Origin of the sequence: Sulfuricella sp. T08, assembly GCF_000971475.1 — a bacterium.
GTDB lineage: Bacteria > Pseudomonadota > Gammaproteobacteria > Burkholderiales > Sulfuricellaceae > Sulfuricella.
Window position 1 is genome coordinate 107,245 of the sequence record NZ_DF967522.1, and the last position, 14,837, is coordinate 122,081.

Here is a 14,837-nt window from a genome sequence, read left to right on the forward strand (position 1 = left end):
TCTGCTGCGAACGCACGGCCAATTCGCCATGCAATATCTTCATTGAGCTCGTCCGGCACGCGGGGCCTTGAGAGAGGGTTTGCAGGGCGGCGCAGAGGGCGGAGCCGACTAGGCCACGGTGACCGGTAATGTAGATTTTAGATTCAGAATTCATCAAAAATGTCTATGCTGCAACGGCAATTTGAGCAAGCCAGACGGGGGGCTTGCCCGTCAACCGCTCGTACAGAAGCTCTGGCGAAAGGTCAAATCCGCATGACCATGCCAGCGTAGGCCATTCGTCAAGGTAGAAGGCGGAAAACACACTTTCATCGACAAGCGGTGCTGCGGCTGGATAACGTCCCGGAATGTCGGCGAGATCCACTACACCCTCTTTGCCATCGTTGAATTTCAGCCAGACTTTGTATTGACCGGCATATTTTGCTTGCTGAACACCAACCATTTTTCACCTCCATCAGACCAGCGGCTCCACCTTGTGGAATTCCTTCGAGTCCCACATGGACAGCAGTTCATCGCCATGTTGCTCAGCCCATTCCTCGACCAGGCCTCTAACTCTGGCGGGCAAATGGCCGTCCAGCAGATTCCCGTTTCGTATCGCAATGACGGCACGGTATTCATTATACCGGACATGGAAATGCGGCGGATTGTGCTCGTCAAAATACATGCTGATGACAATGCCAAGGAAGCGGCAGATTTCAGGCATCCCGTTCCCTATTCATAAATAATAGTCGAAAGATTTGTAGCCATGCTTCTTGACCAGTTCATCGCGCTCGGCCGATTTGAGGTCTTCCCCGACCATCTCAGTCATAGCAATTCCCCTTCTTTGAATGCCATGTCATGAATGGGCAGGCGCATGAGGTTGGGTGCGCAGAGCAGTACGTCTACTTTGCGTCCGTGCATGATGCGCGACACTTGAGCGGACATCTGCGCGGCCATAAGTGCGGGGTTGTCTACGGGTTCCGGTAATTCAAGCATAAGGTCAAGATCTCCGCCGCGCGCAGCGTCATCAAGCCTGGAACCAAAAACTCGCACGCGGGATTGGCTTCCCGCCACTTGGCGAGCAAGTTGGCGAATAGCTTGGATTTGGTAGTCAGTCAGGCGCATGCTTTTTGAACTTTCCCCGAAGCTTCGAAATAACGATCGGGAACAATTGGAGTTAGACCCTTCGATCTTTGACCGGCGTAGCAATTGAATTCATGACCGCTTCGCGGCTGCTTTATAGACTGCATTGCGTTCGCGCTTTCCAACTGCAACGACCACAACAACAAGTTTGGTATCGCGGACGTCATAAACCAATCGATAACCCACATTCCGAAGTTTGATTTTGAATCTGTCTTTCTGTCCGGACAGTTTTGAAGCCGGAACACGTGGATTTGCCAACCGTTCTTCCAACTTCTTCTTGAACTGGTCGCGCACCGATCTATCTAGTTTGCCCCATTCTTCCAGCGCGTCCGGATGGAATTCCAAATTCATAGTTCATCCAGCGTCACTCTCACTGTTGCCTTTCCATCACGCATGCGAGCATCGGCGATAGCGTTAAGCTCCATGTCTTCCAACTTGTCCATAAGCGCCTCGTAGGCTTTCGCCGGGACACAGTAAAAAGCCGGTTCGTTGCGGTTGAGGATCGCAACCGGAAAGCCATCGCCAGCCGCGACGGTACCCATAGGGTTCTTCTTCAACTCAGAAACGCTCGCTGTCGTTTCCGCCAAGATCACATGTGTCATGATGGCCCCCTATAGACGTTTAAAGCACTAACAATAGCACGTCAAACAGGTCTTTACAATTTCACCCATTCACCCATTGAATACCCGCGAATTGGCTCAAATAAAAAGCAACCGCGCGAAGGAGCGAAAAGGGGACGCACCTAAAATTGTTGGTAACCCGAAGCATAAGAGGTTACTAACGATGATGATGACTCCATTCAGTCATTCCTCCATGCAAAGCGTTAAAGAAGCATCCCAGGCAGGCAATGCCACACCAAATGACCGATTTAGCTTGGCGGAAGACAACATGGAATACAGGGGCCTTGGGGCAGGCAAAGGATATTCGGACGTGGCGATGGGAATCAAGTTCGGTGAGGGATGAGGGATGAGGGGTGAGAGGTTGTTTCCTTGAGGCGACACGGATTCAAGGATGGCTTTAGCAAACCCGTACCAGGAAGTCCGGCCGGCTGCCGTGAGGTGATAAAGACCTCCGCGATCGCTCAGCACTGGGGCAAATCCCCCCTGCCCCCCTTTCCTAAAGGGGGGAAAAGGCACTGGGCGATCATCCGGCTCCAGGAGGGGGCGCCTATCTGGTCGTCCACTATCTTCAATTTCCAAAGGGGGGAGGGAAAGGCACTGGGCGAGAATGATCGCCGTGGCCTCGGCGATCATCCGACTCCAGGTGGGGGCGCCGATCTGGTCGTCGACGATCTTCAATTCGTCCCGTTCTTTGGCCAGCCGCAGGATGGTCAGCAGGAAGTTCCTGCCGCGCAGGCCATACACCCAACTGGTCCGGAAGATCAGGTGCGGGATGCCCGCTGCCTGGACCGCCTGTTCGCCAGCAAGCTTGGTTTTGCCGTAAACGCTGATCGGGTTGGGAATATCTTCCTCGGTGTAAGGTGATGTTTTTGTGCCGTCGAACACATAGTCGGTGGAATAGTGAACCATTGCGGCACCAAGCTGCCTGGCCTCTTCCGCCATGATGCCAGGCGCGATGCCGTTGATCGCCATGGCCAGTTCAGGCTCACTCTCCGCTTTGTCGACGGCGGTATAGGCAGCGGCGTTGACAATCAAATCCGGCCGGATTGTTCGGATGGCGTTTCGGATCGAGTCGGGGTTCGCCAGATCCATGCCCTGGCGATCGACGGCGACCACGTCGCCCAAAATGGCCAAGGTGCGCTGCAGTTCCCACCCGACTTGGCCATTCTTGCCCGTTAGAAGAATTTTCATGTCGCCCTTCCGTCAGGTGCTCGCCGTTTTCAGTGCCGAGCATAGTCCCATCAGCGGCGGGATAAAACTTGGTAGGGAATCGTAGACAGTCAAGGCATCCTTGACCTTGTAAGTGTGGGACATCCTGTTGCGGGCCTCCAGCATTTCAAGCCAAACCTCTTCGCTATCGACCCAGCCGCTTGCAAAGGCCTGCTTCAGGCAAGCCTTGGGAGACAGGCATTCCGGAAGGCCGGCATCCCGAGATGCGGCTTTGATCGCCTTCCAGGCAAGTTCGAAGGTAAACTCGAAATACTGAATGCATCCTGCTCTTAGCAGATCGCAGTTCGCGGGTTGGGACAATGCTGAACGCAACTGGATCAGCGCATTCTCAAAATCCGCCAGAATCCACATCTTATTCATACAGAAACTCAATCTGCTTCATGGCCCATTCTCTAAACTCCGGGCTGACACGATTGAAGTCCACCCAATCGATCTTGTAGAGCGTAGGCAACGCGTCGAGCATATCTTCGATCGCGAAGTAATCGCGCAGGGGCAAGGGTTCTCCCCCAAACACTCCCACATCAAAGTCTGAACGGGGGCCGGCATCCCCCATGGCGCGGGAGCCAAAGAGGAATACTTTATGACCAAGCAGCATTGGCCCGGCTTTTTGTAATTGCCGTCTTAGCATTGCTTTGATTTCCAGTTCACGTTCTTTATCACCATGCAACATGGCACCATTCCTCTAAAGGATTTTCACGTCAATCCAGCGGCGCCCAGACGGCCTAGCCAATCCTGGTACTGCGCGGCCAGAGACCGGGCTGCGTCAATTGCCGCCATTAGCGCGGCGAAACGAACCTCTGGCTGGTCAGGATATTCGTGAGCCATGCGGTTGCGAACCTCGCGCCAGTCCAGCCAGTTTTCAACATTGAGGTAACCCATCTTTTCCAGGCGGTTAAGCCGGTCGCGCATGGGCCACTCTTCAAAAGGCTCGCGCAGAATGGAGAGTGTTGCCGGAATCAGGCGCTCCCCTACCGTGTCCTGCAATTTGATGAAGCGGAAAAGAAGTTGGTCGACAATCCGTACCCTGACACGATCAGCCTCTAACACCTCCCATGAGGTGGCTGGCGAACGATCCCACTCGGCAAGCGCTTCAGCGAGCGTTTCCACGTGGCGATCCGCCTCCCAGATCGCCGCCTTGATCTTGTCCGTCGCACTCATACCTGTGCCACCTTCAGGCCATCACGTTTCGCCATAGCCACCACCGCACGCGAGTCTTTCTGGCCCCGTGTGGCAATCACGACATCGATGCGCTGCTCATCGAGTGCTCGATAAATACGGGATACGAAACGGGTGCGGCGCTGCACCAGTTCAGCTGGCGACATGGCCTCCGGCGTTTCTACCAGGAGATCAATGTCACCGCCGCGCGCCGCGTCCTGCAACCGCGAGCCGAAGAGAAACACCGCCGTTCCGGGGGCGAAGGCATCGCGAGCAGCTTGCACGATGGCATCCACTTCTTTTGGCTGCAATCTCATATCTTTGCTTTCATAAAGCAATTTTCAGAATGATCTTCGAAAACTCCAAGAAGTCGGAAATGCGGTGCTGCAGGATGCTTCGTAGAATATCGAGATTAAGCTTCCGGTAATCGTGCACTGCGATATTACGAAACCCAACCATCGCCTGGAGATGTTCGGACAGATCGCTCGGCAGAATCCCCGCCTGATGTAGCATAACGAAGGCATCCCGACTTTCCTGGGGAACCCCGAGGCGCCTCAGACGGACAATATGCATTGCCGCATCGATAGCCGCCTCGCAAGCACGCTGCAAATTAAGGATGATCGAGTCCTGCCGCGTGAAGTCTGTATCGAGTTCATTTTCGTGGTCTCGATATTCTTCGTCGATTCGTGCAAGGCACCGCTCAATAATTCCAGCCTTGTTGAGCAAAACGTCATCCGGCATACACGCTTCCCCTTGCCCGGATATCCGCCAGGATTTCGCGCCGCTCTTCATTTAATCTGGCATATTCCGAAAAAACCGTGGTCTCAAATAATCCAACCACAGCCTCATCGCGACAATAGAGCCGCTCTCCTTGCGCCACAACCTGCGACCTCATCACTGTTGATGCTGCTCGCAAATCTACCAAATCCACGTCACGTGAAAGCATTTTCGCCAATTTTTGGGCTGTTTCCCAGCGGACAAGGGGGGGCAAGGGCTGTAATGGCAACACCGCCAAATCGATATCGCTCTCCCTTCGCTCCTGCTGAGTTCCCCAGCTACCAAAACGATAAACCGCCAATACGCCGGGCAGACTATTAAGAAGCATTTCGATAATTTGGGACTGCAATTTATTCATCGGGTATGAGACGCCTAGGGAAACACCAAATGGCCTTTTCCAAAAAAGGCTTATAGTTGGTCGCTCACAATAATACTATCTGCATCTTATAAATCACAACCAACGCCAATCAAAACCAGCGCCGTTCACGTTTTCCTCCTCTCCTGCGAGCGGGAGAGGATTGATGAGAGGGACTCAGGCAAACACTTCAGCATCTGGCAAACGGGAGCCCAACGAGTCCTTCGCAGAAAGCACTGGCGAGTTTTCAAGCGGCCACTGTATACCCAAGTCCGGATCATTCCAGACAATGCAGCGTTCATGCTCAGGCGCCCAGTAATCAGTGGTTTTATACAAGAATTCAGCATAGTCGGACAACACCAGAAAGCCATGCGCGAAACCCGGGGGAATCCAGGCCATGCGCTTGTTTTCCGCCGACAGGTTGAACCCCGCCCATTTCCCGAAGGTGGGCGAGCTCTTGCGGACATCCACCGCAACATCGAACACCTCGCCTGCAATCACTCGCACCAGTTTTCCCTGCGGCTGTTTGATCTGGTAATGAAGGCCGCGCAGCACATTTTTTGCCGAGCGGGAGTGGTTGTCCTGAACGAAATGTGCCGTAATCCCCGCCACCTCCGCCAGTACTTTCTCATTGTAGCTCTCGAAAAAAAAGCCGCGCTCGTCGCCATACACTTTGGGTTCGAGGATCAATACATCAGGGATGGTGCTCCGAATAACCTTCATCAGAATAGTCTTTCCTGCAGCAGCCCCTGCAAATAACGCCCATAGCCATTTTTGCTCAATGGGATAGCCAGTTTTTCCAGTTGCTCCGCTGAAATATAGCCCATGCGGTAAGCGATCTCTTCCGGGCAGGCGATCTTGAGGCCTTGGCGCTTTTCAATCGTCTCGATGAACTGAGATGCCTCCAGGAGGGATTCGTGCGTACCGGTATCGAGCCAGGCCATGCCGCGGCCCATGACCGCCACTTCCAGCCGCCCCTGGCTCAGGTATAGCCTGTTGACGTCGGTAATCTCCAGCTCGCCTCGGGGAGAAGGCTTGAGCGACCGCGCTATTTCCACCACTCGATTATCATAGAAATACAGGCCGGTCACCGCATAGCGGGATTTCGGCTTGAGTGGTTTTTCCTCAATGGAAAGAGCCTGGCCGGCTTGATCAAATTCCACCACGCCATAGCGTTCGGGGTCTTGCACCGGGTAGGCGAATACCGTCGCCCCGCTGTCCTTTTTCGCCGCGGCCTGCAAATCATCCGCCAATTCGTGGCCGTAAAAGATATTGTCGCCCAGCACCAGGGCACACGGTTCATCGCCAATGAAATCCGCGCCGATAATGAACGCCTGGGCAATGCCCTCCGGCTCAGGCTGCACCGCGTAGCGGATGTTGAGACCCCAGCGCGCACCATCGCCCAGCAATTGCTCGAAGCGCGGCGTATCCTGAGGCGTGGAAATGATCAGGATGTCGCGTATCCCGGCCAGCATCAGCGTGGACAGGGGGTAATAAATCATCGGCTTGTCGTACACCGGCAGCAACTGTTTGGAAACCGCCAGGGTGACCGGATGCAGGCGTGTGCCGGAGCCCCCGGCGAGGACAATTCCTTTCATGGAACCTCCCGATTCTGGTAATTCGCTTTCATCCATTTCTGGTATTCGCCGCTGACGATGCTCTCCACCCAGCCCATGTTGTCGAGGTACCATGCCACGGTTTCACGGATGCCGGTCTCGAAGGTTTCCATCGGCTTCCAGCCCAGCTCGCGCTCGATTTTGCGCGCGTCGATGGCATAGCGGCGATCGTGGCCGGGACGATCCTTCACATAAGTGATCAGGGAAGCATAGGGTTTGCTGTCAGCAGCGGGCTTCAGCTCGTCGAGAATTGCGCACACGGTGTTCACCACATCGAGGTTGGTTTTCTCGTTCCAGCCGCCGATGTTATAGGTTTCGCCCAACCGGCCACCGCTCAGCACGGTACGGATTGCGGCGCAATGATCACCTACGTAAAGCCAGTCGCGCACATTCATTCCGTCACCGTAAATCGGCAATGGCTTGCCGTTCAGGGCATTAAGGATGATCAGGGGAATCAGCTTTTCCGGGAACTGGTATGCACCGTAATTGTTCGAGCAGTTGGTGGTCAGCGTTGGTAGCCCGTAGGTGTGATGGTAAGCCCGCACCAGGTGATCGGACGCCGCCTTGGAGGCGGAGTAGGGGCTATTCGGCGCATATGCCGTGGTTTCAGTGAACGGCGGATCGTTAGCACCAAGCGAACCGTACACCTCGTCGGTGGAAACGTGAAGGAAGCGGAATGCGGCTTTTTCTTCACCTTGCAACACCTGCCAGTAAGCCCGCACTTCTTCCAGCAGGCTGAAGGTGCCGTTGATGTTGGTCTGGATGAATTCGCCAGGGCCGTGGATGGATCGGTCGACGTGGCTTTCCGCGGCGAAATGAATTATGGCGCGGGGCTGGTGTTGGCTCAGCAGCTTGGCCACCAGTGTTCGGTCGTTGATGTCGCCCTGGACGAAAGCATGCCGAGGATCGTCTTTCAGATTGGCGAGATTTTCCAGGTTGCCGGCATAGGTCAGTTTATCCAGATTGACGACTGATTCACTGGTAGCTGAAATCCAGTCCAGGATAAAATTCGAGCCAATAAAGCCCGCACCGCCGGTAACCAGGATCATTTTGTCGCGCGCTCCCCGTAGTAACCCTTGAACCAAGTGGCAAACTTCGCTACCCCTTCGCTCAACGGCGTGTGCGGTGCAAAGCCAACCGCCTGGCTCAGTTCCTCGATATCCGCATAAGTGGCGACCACATCGCCATCCTGCATCGGCAGCATGTTCTTGACGGCCTTCTTGCCGCAGGCGCTTTCGATGGTTTCGATGAATGTCATCAACTCCACCGGCTCATGGTTGCCGATATTGTAGATCCGGTAAGGCGCATCGCTGCTGGCGGTATCGGGGGCATCCCGGTCGAATGACGGGTTGGGTTCCGCAACTTTATCCAGTACCCGCACCACGCCCTCTACGATGTCGTCAATATAGGTGAAATCGCGCTGCATCTTGCCCTGGTTGAATACGTCGATCGGCCGATCTTCAAGAATCGCGCTGGCAAACAGGGAAGGCGACATATCCGGCCGGCCCCAAGGCCCGTAAACGGTGAAAAATCTCAGCCCGGTGGTCGGCAAACGATAAAGGTGACTGTAGGTGTGGGCCATCAGTTCGTTGGATTTTTTGGTGGCGGCGTAGAGGCTAACCGGGTGATCGACGTTGTCATGCACGCTGAACGGCATATGCGTATTGGAACCATAGACGCTGGAGCTGCTGGCGTAAACCAGGTGCTCCACACCATTATGGCGGCAGCCTTCGAGCACGTTCAAGAAACCCACGATGTTGGTGTTGACGTAGGCATGGGGATTTATTATCGAATAGCGTACGCCGGGCTGTGCCGCAAGATTGACGACGCGCTGAAATTTTTCCGTGGCGAACAGCGCTTCCATTGCAGCGCGCTCGGCCATGTCCAGCCTGACGAAGCGGAAGCCCGGGAGCGGCATGAGCTGCTTCAGGCGATCTTCCTTCAACTGGACATCGTAGTAATCGTTGAGGTTGTCGATGCCGACCACCTCGACACCCTGCGCCAGCAAACGCTGGGCAACATGCATGCCGATAAAGCCGGCCACGCCGGTAATTAAAACTTTCAAGATTTCCCCTTTTTGTTCAATTCATACAGTTTCGCGTATTTCACAAAACTGTTGAAACATCCTATAGCGATATGCACCAACCCCGGAAAGCCATCGAGAAAGCCGAGCCGGAGAAAATAGAACTTCACAAATCTAAGCAACGGACTGGCCACCAATCGTCCGAATGAAACCTGTTTTCCTCGCCTGCACAACTCGTCCGCCTGCAGACTGGTATAGCGATTCTGTTTTTCCAGATAGGCGGCGAGGCTTTCCTGCGACTCATGCAGCAAATCACCCAGCAAACTGCCAACCGGTGAATCGGTAAGCACTTTTTCGTGAACCACGTCCTCGCTCCAGTTGGCAACGCGTCGATCAAACAGGCGCAGACTCCAGTCGGGATAGCCCTCGCCATGCCTGAGCCAGCGGCCCATGAAGCGATTGCAGCGCGGCATCCGATAGGCTCGAAAGCGCGGCGCCTGCAGCGCCTCCACTATGCTTGCGCGTAGCGGGTCGCTGATCCGCTCGTCCGCATCCAGACACAGCACCCAGTCATGGCTGGCCTGTTCGACCGCAAATTGTTTTTGCCGGCCAAATCCGAGCCAGTCCTGGTGCAGCACCCGAGCGCCATATTTTAACGCGATTTCCCGGGTATCATCCCGGCTGCCGGAATCGACCACCACGACTTCATCAACGAAAGCGGCGCTTTTCAGGCAAGCCTCGATCTGGCTTGCCGCATTCAGGGCAATGATGACCACCGACAAGGGGGGGTTCTGCTGCATCCGCACTATCTGCCGAAATAAGGACTCGCTAATGGATAAGTTGGGCATACGCTGGGGCTGGTTGGGGTGCAGTCCTAGGCGCGAGACGCGCCGTTGTGCCATTCACAACAAGCGGCTCGCAACACCGGAATGCACCCCAACCAGCCCCAGCCCGAAGGGTTGTCGCGTATTCGGGCGTCTGCGGCGTTGCAAGGCTTGCGAATGGAACAACCATTCGCTGCACCTCGCGCCTTGCATCCATCCCGAATATGCAGCAACGTATGTCCAACTTATCCATTAGCGAGTCCTCAAGCCCATATTCTAGGCTAAAATACCGCGATGCCGAAGATATTGCTCGTCAAAACCTCCTCGATGGGGGATGTGATCCACAACCTGCCCGTGGTCAGCGACATTCGCGCCCATTTCCCGGAAGCCGAAATCGACTGGGTGGTGGAAGAATCCTTCGCCGGTATTCCAGCCCTGCATCCGGGCGTGAAGGAAATCATTCCCGTCGCCGTGCGGCGCTGGCGCAAAAACCTGTTCAGCCGCAGCGTACACGCAGAGATATCGGCCTTCATCAAACACCTGCGCGGCAAGACATATGACGTAGTGCTCGACACCCAAGGGCTGATCAAAAGCGCAGTCATTACCCGCCTTGCCCAAGGCGCCCACTGCGGATTCGACAGACAAAGCGCCCGCGAACCACTGGCTGCGCTGTTCTATGACAAAACACTGAGGGTCGAAAAAAATCAGCCCGCGGTTATGCGAAATCGCCTGCTGGCCGGCCTCACCTTCGGCTATTCCCCCGATGACCCGGTGAACTATGGCATCGCGGCACCATCCCTTTCCCTGCCCTGGCTGCCGACAACGCCCTTCGTCGTCCTTTTGCACGCCACCAGCCGCGACGACAAGCTCTGGCCAGAAGCCGACTGGATAGCATTGGGCGCTTCCCTTGCCAACAAGGGAATTGCCTGCATTTTGCCCTGGGGCAGCGCGTCAGAAAAGCTGCGCAGCCAGCGGCTGGAGGGAGAAATCTCACCGAGCGTTGTTCCTCCTGCGCTCACCCTCGGACAAGCCGCAACGCTGCTTTCACACTCCGTCGCAGTGGTCGGCGTGGACACCGGCCTGGTCCATCTGGCGGCGGCACTAAACGTGCCGACCATCGCCATTTACTGCGCCTCCGAACCCGGCCTGACCGGCCTTCATGTTTCTTCCGGACAGGCCATCAACCTGGGCAGAGCGGGCACCCCGCCCGACACGGAAAGCGTGATCGACGCCCTGAATTGCATGGTCAAATTATCTACAAGCACTCAGGTGCCGCCCCTCACCCCAACCCTCTCCCCAGAGGGGAGAGGAAGCAAACGTGAAGGGCGCTTGCTTTGATTCGCCGCCTTTATACCCTGCTGCTTTACCTGCTGTTGCCCTACATTCTGTTCCACCTGTTATGGCGATCCCGGCGCCAGCCCGAATACCTGCGCCATATCGGCGAGCGTTTTGGTTTTTATCGCAGCAAGCCGGCCGCTCCACTGATCTGGCTGCACGCCGTATCAGTGGGAGAAACCCGTGCCGCCGTGCCGCTGGTCACCCAATTGCAGGCACGCTATCCGGGGCACCGTATCCTGCTCACCCATATGACACCCACTGGCCGGGAAACCGGCCGTCAGCTGTTCGGCGATCACGTGCTGCAATGCTACCTGCCCTATGATTTTCTGTTTGCGGCAAAACGCTTTCTCCGCCACTTCAAGCCAAAAATCGGGCTGCTGATGGAAACCGAAATCTGGTTCAACCTGGTGCAAACCTGCAAGGAAGTCGGGGTGCCGCTATTGCTGGTCAACGCGCGGATGTCGGAAAAATCGGCGCGCAAATATGGCCGCTTTAAAAGCCTCAGCCGTGTCAGCTTGCAAGCACTGTCGGCGATTGCCGCCCAGACCGAGACGGATGCACGCCGATTGCTCGAATTGGGCGCACCTGCGGTGAAAATCACCGGCAACCTCAAGTTCGATGTGGCCGTACCGCAAGGCGCGATCGACCTGGGACAAAACCTGCGGGAACAGTTCGGGACTACACGCCCGGTGTTCCTTGCCGCCAGCACGAGGGAAGGCGAGGAAGTGCTGATTATGGAAGCGTTTGCAAAAATCGACATCCCCAACCTGCTCATCGTCATCGTGCCGCGCCATCCACAGCGCTTCAACCTAGTGGCGAATATGCTGACGCAGCGCAACATCCGTTTTCAACGCCGCTCTGAACTGGGGTTCGCAGGGATGGGCGACTTGTCGCCCAACTCGCAAGACCAGCCTGTCGCCCCGGAAACCCAAGTCCTATTGGGCGACAGCATGGGAGAGATGTTTGCCTATTACGCTGCCTGCGATATCGCTTTCGTCGGCGGCAGTCTGCTGCCGCTCGGTGGCCAGAATCTGATCGAAGCGGCAGCGATGGGCAAGCCGGTCCTGATCGGCCCCCACACTTTCAACTTTGCGGAAATCTCCGAACTTGCCGTTCAGGCTGGCGCCGCGTTACGCGTAGCCAATGCCGATGAATTGGTGCTAACGGTTGGGGATTTGCTAAAGGCGCCGGAGAAAATCAAAGCCATGTCGGTTGCGACACTTGCGTTTTCCGACAGACATCGCGGAGCAACGGAACGGTTGGTGGCTTTGATAGAAACATTTTTGGGTGAGGGGTGATATGTAGGTTGGGTTAGCGGCTTCATCGCGTAACCCAACAAACCTAAAACCTCAAAATCCACCTTTAGAAGGAAGTTTGGGTTTGTTGGGTTACGTCGCAAAAAGCCGCGCCTAACCCAACCTACATGCGCTCATCACCCCTCACTCACCCAGCCAGCCAGCGATTGACCTGTTCGACATCCTCGTCTTGCAGCGCGCCTACCGCAGACTTGAGCTTGAGCTGGCTGAGAATGTAATTGTAGCGTGCCTGGGACAAATCACGCTTGGCAGTGTAAAGCTGCTGCTGGGCATTGAGCACGTCCACGTTGGTACGCACCCCCACTTCCTGGCCCAGCCGGGTGGAGTCGAGAGAGCTCTGGCTCGAAACCAGCGCCTGTTCCAAAGCCTTCACCTGAGCCAAGCCACTGGTCACACCAAGAAAAGCCTGACGGGTCTGCAATGCGGCCTGTCGATTGCCCAGTTCCAGATCCTGGCGGGCTTTTTCCTTGTTGGCCAAGGCTTCGCGCACCCGCGAGTTCACCGCTCCGCCCTGGTAGATTGGCAGGTTGAGTTGGAGGGCGATCGCCGAACTCTTAATCTCGCCGCCAACACCAAAACTCAGGCTGGCGTTGGTGCTGTCCCGATAGGACGCCACTAGATCAAGGGTGGGATAGTGGCCGCCACGATTTCTTTCAACTTCCTGGCTGGCAATTTCAAGTGCAGCGCGCTGGATAGCGATCTGCGGACTTTGCTGTTCGGCCTGCTCGACCCATTTCGTCATATCATTGGGCTCGGGCAGGACAAGAGGAAGCTTGTTGTTCAACGCATTGAGGTGCGCCGGAATTTTGCCGAGGATCAGTTGCAAAGCGCGATTCTTGATTTCGAGGTCGTTCTGCGCGGCAATTTCCTGAGCCGTAGTGAGATCGTATCGCGCCTGGGCCTCGTGAGTATCGGTAATGGTGACTGTGCCAACCTCGAAGTTGCGCTTGGCCATTTCCAGTTGCTCGCCGATGGCGGCCTTCTGTGCGCCGGCCAAGGCAACATTGTCCTGGGCGAGCAGAACGTCAAAATAGGCCTGTGCGACTCTGACGATCAGGTCCTGCCGGGCGATGGCAAACTGCGCTTCGGCCTGAGCAACCTGGCTTTTGGATTGCTCGTACTGCGCGAAATTCTGTTTGCGGTAGACGGGCTGGCTAAGGGAAAGGCTGTAGCTGTGGGAATTGAAGTCAGTGGTAGTGCCGCCGCGGTCCACCCGGTTGCCGGTGGTATCCGCGCTCAGGCTCGCTGTTGGGAGCAGCAAAGCCAAGCCCTGTGGCGCCTTTTCCTGGCCAGCTTCATAGGCGGCACGCGCCGAGGCATACGCCGCATCCTGCTGCTGCGCCTCGCGATACACCTCTACCAGATTGGCGGCATAGGCAGGGCTGGCGAGCAGCACAAGAAGCGCGAGAGGCAAGGATTTCATCCTGATGCCCGGTAAGCGGAATGTCACGCGAGACTTCATTTTCTATTCCTCAGAACAACGACGACAGCGGCCAACACATACTGACCGACAGGTCAGCCAGTTGATTGGCAGCAAAGAAACTTTTTAAAATACGAAGCGCTGGGGCTGCATTGCGTTCTTCAGAGGCGGGACGCTGGTCTCGAATAAATTGGTCGTGCGATACACGCCTTTGGCAACGCAGGTAATCAATTGGGCCTCCATGACCGGTGACTCCCCAACCACGGCAAACAGTCTGCCGCCAACTTTCAGATCTGCCTGAAACGCCTCCGGCAATACTGGAACCGAACCAGTAAGCACAATCACGTCATAGGGTCCGCCCTGTTTCCATCCACGGGCGGCATCCCCCACCTCCAGGGTAATATTTGTGATGCCATGCTCCCTAAGTATAGCCATGGCTCGCGAGGAGAATTCAGGGATGATTTCCACACTATGCACTAAGCCCCTGTGGGCCATGCGCGCCAGCAAGGCGGTCATGTATCCGCTGCCGGTGCCCACTTCCAGCACTTGGTCCGTGGCTTTCACGCCAACTTCCTGCAGGATTCTTGCCTCAAGCTTGGGCGACAGCATCGCTTCACCGTGGCCGAGGGGAATTTCCATGTCGGAAAAAGCCAGCTCGCGGTATTGTTCGGAAACAAAATCCTCGCGCCGAACCTGGCGCAGCAAGTCCAGCACATCCTGATCCAGTACATCCCATGGACGAATCTGCTGCTCCACCATATTAAAACGGGCCTGTTCAATGTCCATGTTCATATCCCTCCGAAATTAAGGTTATGCTAATACTTGCAATTATTCCACATTTCCATTAGTTTCACACACTTTGCTAGGGGTCCGCGCTTAAACAACCTGAAGCCGGTGAGAAATACCCTCTGAACCTGATACGGGTAATGCCGTCGTAGGGAAGTATTGTTGCCAGACGATCTTCACGGAATCTCGTCCTATGTGACCCGAAGGGGCGTGTAGGATCAGGCCGTAGAGCGTGGTTGTATAGCTGCTAAAGCGACA

At 55.7% G+C, this 14,837-nt stretch carries 21 protein-coding genes and 1 riboswitch; of the genes, 2 read left to right on the forward strand and 19 right to left on the reverse strand.

Annotated features, from left to right (window positions below; translation table 11 throughout):
• Nucleotides 1–163: 163 nt before the first annotated feature.
• From SCT_RS00920 to SCT_RS01000, 17 genes are all read right to left on the reverse strand, one after another.
• Nucleotides 164–439 carry a DUF2442 domain-containing protein gene (locus SCT_RS00920; protein ID WP_059417860.1) on the reverse strand — a complete coding sequence of 92 codons (276 nt, stop codon included), beginning with the start codon at nucleotides 437–439 and terminating at the stop codon, nucleotides 164–166.
• A gap of 12 nt (nucleotides 440–451) precedes the next feature.
• Complete coding sequence (locus SCT_RS00925) at nucleotides 452–700, reverse strand: DUF4160 domain-containing protein (RefSeq protein ID WP_059417862.1); 249 nt, start codon at nucleotides 698–700, stop codon at nucleotides 452–454.
• Nucleotides 701–801: 101 nt separating this feature from the next.
• On the reverse strand, nucleotides 802–1,101 hold the full coding sequence (locus tag SCT_RS00930) for a nucleotidyltransferase domain-containing protein (RefSeq protein ID WP_202812093.1): 300 nt from the start codon (nucleotides 1,099–1,101) through the stop codon (nucleotides 802–804).
• A gap of 90 nt (nucleotides 1,102–1,191) precedes the next feature.
• Nucleotides 1,192–1,470, reverse strand: coding sequence for a type II toxin-antitoxin system RelE/ParE family toxin (locus SCT_RS00935; RefSeq protein ID WP_059417865.1), 279 nt, complete (start codon nucleotides 1,468–1,470; stop codon nucleotides 1,192–1,194).
• The gene (locus tag SCT_RS00940; protein WP_059417867.1) at nucleotides 1,467–1,721 is read right to left on the reverse strand and encodes a type II toxin-antitoxin system Phd/YefM family antitoxin; all 255 of its coding nucleotides are present in this window, start codon (nucleotides 1,719–1,721) and stop codon (nucleotides 1,467–1,469) included. The genes SCT_RS00935 and SCT_RS00940 overlap by 4 nt, the downstream gene beginning before the upstream one ends.
• A gap of 201 nt (nucleotides 1,722–1,922) precedes the next feature.
• Entirely contained in the window at nucleotides 1,923–2,930 is a 1,008-nt protein-coding gene (gene rfbD / locus SCT_RS00945; protein WP_059417869.1) for a dTDP-4-dehydrorhamnose reductase, read from the reverse strand.
• 12 nt (nucleotides 2,931–2,942) lie between these two features.
• Nucleotides 2,943–3,329 carry an HI0074 family nucleotidyltransferase substrate-binding subunit gene (locus tag SCT_RS00950; protein WP_082098117.1) on the reverse strand — a complete coding sequence of 129 codons (387 nt, stop codon included), beginning with the start codon at nucleotides 3,327–3,329 and terminating at the stop codon, nucleotides 2,943–2,945.
• The gene (locus SCT_RS00955) at nucleotides 3,322–3,639 is read right to left on the reverse strand and encodes a nucleotidyltransferase domain-containing protein (RefSeq protein WP_059417873.1); all 318 of its coding nucleotides are present in this window, start codon (nucleotides 3,637–3,639) and stop codon (nucleotides 3,322–3,324) included. The genes SCT_RS00950 and SCT_RS00955 overlap by 8 nt, the downstream gene beginning before the upstream one ends.
• Before the next feature lie 23 nt (nucleotides 3,640–3,662).
• A complete protein-coding gene (locus SCT_RS00960; protein WP_059417875.1) occupies nucleotides 3,663–4,127 on the reverse strand; it encodes a hypothetical protein in 465 nt (154 codons plus the stop codon).
• Nucleotides 4,124–4,441 carry a nucleotidyltransferase domain-containing protein gene (locus SCT_RS00965; RefSeq protein WP_059417877.1) on the reverse strand — a complete coding sequence of 106 codons (318 nt, stop codon included), beginning with the start codon at nucleotides 4,439–4,441 and terminating at the stop codon, nucleotides 4,124–4,126. Before SCT_RS00965 ends, SCT_RS00960 begins: the two co-directional genes overlap by 4 nt.
• 10 nt (nucleotides 4,442–4,451) lie before the next feature.
• Nucleotides 4,452–4,865, reverse strand: a complete 414-nt coding sequence (locus SCT_RS00970) for a DUF86 domain-containing protein (protein ID WP_059417879.1) — start codon at nucleotides 4,863–4,865, stop codon at nucleotides 4,452–4,454.
• Complete coding sequence (locus SCT_RS00975) at nucleotides 4,855–5,259, reverse strand: nucleotidyltransferase domain-containing protein (protein ID WP_059417881.1); 405 nt, start codon at nucleotides 5,257–5,259, stop codon at nucleotides 4,855–4,857. The genes SCT_RS00970 and SCT_RS00975 overlap by 11 nt, the downstream gene beginning before the upstream one ends.
• Before the next feature lie 174 nt (nucleotides 5,260–5,433).
• Nucleotides 5,434–5,979 (reverse strand): dTDP-4-dehydrorhamnose 3,5-epimerase, encoded by a 546-nt coding sequence (gene rfbC / locus SCT_RS00980; RefSeq protein WP_059417885.1) that lies wholly within the window; start codon nucleotides 5,977–5,979, stop codon nucleotides 5,434–5,436.
• A complete protein-coding gene (gene rfbA / locus SCT_RS00985) occupies nucleotides 5,979–6,854 on the reverse strand; it encodes a glucose-1-phosphate thymidylyltransferase RfbA (RefSeq protein ID WP_059417887.1) in 876 nt (291 codons plus the stop codon). The genes rfbC and rfbA overlap by 1 nt, the downstream gene beginning before the upstream one ends.
• Nucleotides 6,851–7,921, reverse strand: coding sequence for a dTDP-glucose 4,6-dehydratase (gene rfbB / locus SCT_RS00990; protein ID WP_059417890.1), 1,071 nt, complete (start codon nucleotides 7,919–7,921; stop codon nucleotides 6,851–6,853). Before rfbB ends, rfbA begins: the two co-directional genes overlap by 4 nt.
• Nucleotides 7,918–8,937, reverse strand: coding sequence for an NAD-dependent epimerase (locus SCT_RS00995; RefSeq protein ID WP_059417892.1), 1,020 nt, complete (start codon nucleotides 8,935–8,937; stop codon nucleotides 7,918–7,920). Before SCT_RS00995 ends, rfbB begins: the two co-directional genes overlap by 4 nt.
• Nucleotides 8,934–9,695: a glycosyltransferase family 2 protein gene (locus tag SCT_RS01000; RefSeq protein WP_059417894.1), complete on the reverse strand. Its 762-nt coding sequence runs from the start codon at nucleotides 9,693–9,695 to the stop codon at nucleotides 8,934–8,936. Before SCT_RS01000 ends, SCT_RS00995 begins: the two co-directional genes overlap by 4 nt.
• 318 nt (nucleotides 9,696–10,013) lie before the next feature.
• On the opposite strand from SCT_RS01000, the gene waaC reads away from it, so the two are divergent.
• Nucleotides 10,014–11,057 (forward strand): lipopolysaccharide heptosyltransferase I, encoded by a 1,044-nt coding sequence (waaC, locus tag SCT_RS01005; protein WP_082098118.1) that lies wholly within the window; start codon nucleotides 10,014–10,016, stop codon nucleotides 11,055–11,057.
• Nucleotides 11,054–12,355: a lipid IV(A) 3-deoxy-D-manno-octulosonic acid transferase gene (gene waaA, locus SCT_RS01010; RefSeq protein WP_059417897.1), complete on the forward strand. Its 1,302-nt coding sequence runs from the start codon at nucleotides 11,054–11,056 to the stop codon at nucleotides 12,353–12,355. The genes waaC and waaA overlap by 4 nt, the downstream gene beginning before the upstream one ends.
• Before the next feature lie 145 nt (nucleotides 12,356–12,500).
• Here the strand turns inward: waaA and SCT_RS01015 are convergent, their stop codons facing one another.
• Both SCT_RS01015 and SCT_RS01020 read right to left on the reverse strand, forming a co-directional pair.
• A complete protein-coding gene (locus SCT_RS01015) occupies nucleotides 12,501–13,835 on the reverse strand; it encodes a TolC family outer membrane protein (protein WP_082098119.1) in 1,335 nt (444 codons plus the stop codon).
• Between the two features lie 84 nt (nucleotides 13,836–13,919).
• Nucleotides 13,920–14,579 carry a protein-L-isoaspartate O-methyltransferase gene (locus SCT_RS01020; protein ID WP_059418281.1) on the reverse strand — a complete coding sequence of 220 codons (660 nt, stop codon included), beginning with the start codon at nucleotides 14,577–14,579 and terminating at the stop codon, nucleotides 13,920–13,922.
• 68 nt (nucleotides 14,580–14,647) lie between these two features.
• Nucleotides 14,648–14,751, forward strand: a riboswitch (TPP riboswitch).
• Nucleotides 14,752–14,837: the final 86 nt, after the last annotated feature.

Excerpts from the sequence above, each read along its gene's own strand:
- SCT_RS01015 (WP_082098119.1), bottom strand. The coding sequence starts at position 13,835 with ATGAAGTCTCGCGTGACATTCCGCTTACCGGGCATCAGGATGAAATCC.
- rfbC (WP_059417885.1), bottom strand. The coding sequence starts at position 5,979 with ATGAAGGTTATTCGGAGCACCATCCCTGATGTATTGATCCTCGAACCC.
- SCT_RS01000 (WP_059417894.1), bottom strand. The coding sequence starts at position 9,695 with ATGCAGCAGAACCCCCCCTTGTCGGTGGTCATCATTGCCCTGAATGCG.
- SCT_RS00925 (WP_059417862.1), bottom strand. The coding sequence starts at position 700 with ATGCCTGAAATCTGCCGCTTCCTTGGCATTGTCATCAGCATGTATTTT.
- SCT_RS00960 (WP_059417875.1), bottom strand. The coding sequence starts at position 4,127 with ATGAGTGCGACGGACAAGATCAAGGCGGCGATCTGGGAGGCGGATCGC.
- SCT_RS01020 (WP_059418281.1), bottom strand. The coding sequence starts at position 14,579 with ATGGACATTGAACAGGCCCGTTTTAATATGGTGGAGCAGCAGATTCGT.
- SCT_RS00920 (WP_059417860.1), bottom strand. The coding sequence starts at position 439 with ATGGTTGGTGTTCAGCAAGCAAAATATGCCGGTCAATACAAAGTCTGG.
- SCT_RS00955 (WP_059417873.1), bottom strand. The coding sequence starts at position 3,639 with ATGTTGCATGGTGATAAAGAACGTGAACTGGAAATCAAAGCAATGCTA.
- SCT_RS00930 (WP_202812093.1), bottom strand. The coding sequence starts at position 1,101 with ATGCGCCTGACTGACTACCAAATCCAAGCTATTCGCCAACTTGCTCGC.
- rfbD (WP_059417869.1), bottom strand. The coding sequence starts at position 2,930 with ATGAAAATTCTTCTAACGGGCAAGAATGGCCAAGTCGGGTGGGAACTG.
- SCT_RS00965 (WP_059417877.1), bottom strand. The coding sequence starts at position 4,441 with ATGAGATTGCAGCCAAAAGAAGTGGATGCCATCGTGCAAGCTGCTCGC.
- waaC (WP_082098118.1), top strand. The coding sequence starts at position 10,014 with ATGCCGAAGATATTGCTCGTCAAAACCTCCTCGATGGGGGATGTGATC.
- rfbB (WP_059417890.1), bottom strand. The coding sequence starts at position 7,921 with ATGATCCTGGTTACCGGCGGTGCGGGCTTTATTGGCTCGAATTTTATC.
- SCT_RS00940 (WP_059417867.1), bottom strand. The coding sequence starts at position 1,721 with ATGACACATGTGATCTTGGCGGAAACGACAGCGAGCGTTTCTGAGTTG.
- SCT_RS00975 (WP_059417881.1), bottom strand. The coding sequence starts at position 5,259 with ATGAATAAATTGCAGTCCCAAATTATCGAAATGCTTCTTAATAGTCTG.
- SCT_RS00970 (WP_059417879.1), bottom strand. The coding sequence starts at position 4,865 with ATGCCGGATGACGTTTTGCTCAACAAGGCTGGAATTATTGAGCGGTGC.
- SCT_RS00950 (WP_082098117.1), bottom strand. The coding sequence starts at position 3,329 with ATGAATAAGATGTGGATTCTGGCGGATTTTGAGAATGCGCTGATCCAG.
- rfbA (WP_059417887.1), bottom strand. The coding sequence starts at position 6,854 with ATGAAAGGAATTGTCCTCGCCGGGGGCTCCGGCACACGCCTGCATCCG.
- SCT_RS00935 (WP_059417865.1), bottom strand. The coding sequence starts at position 1,470 with ATGAATTTGGAATTCCATCCGGACGCGCTGGAAGAATGGGGCAAACTA.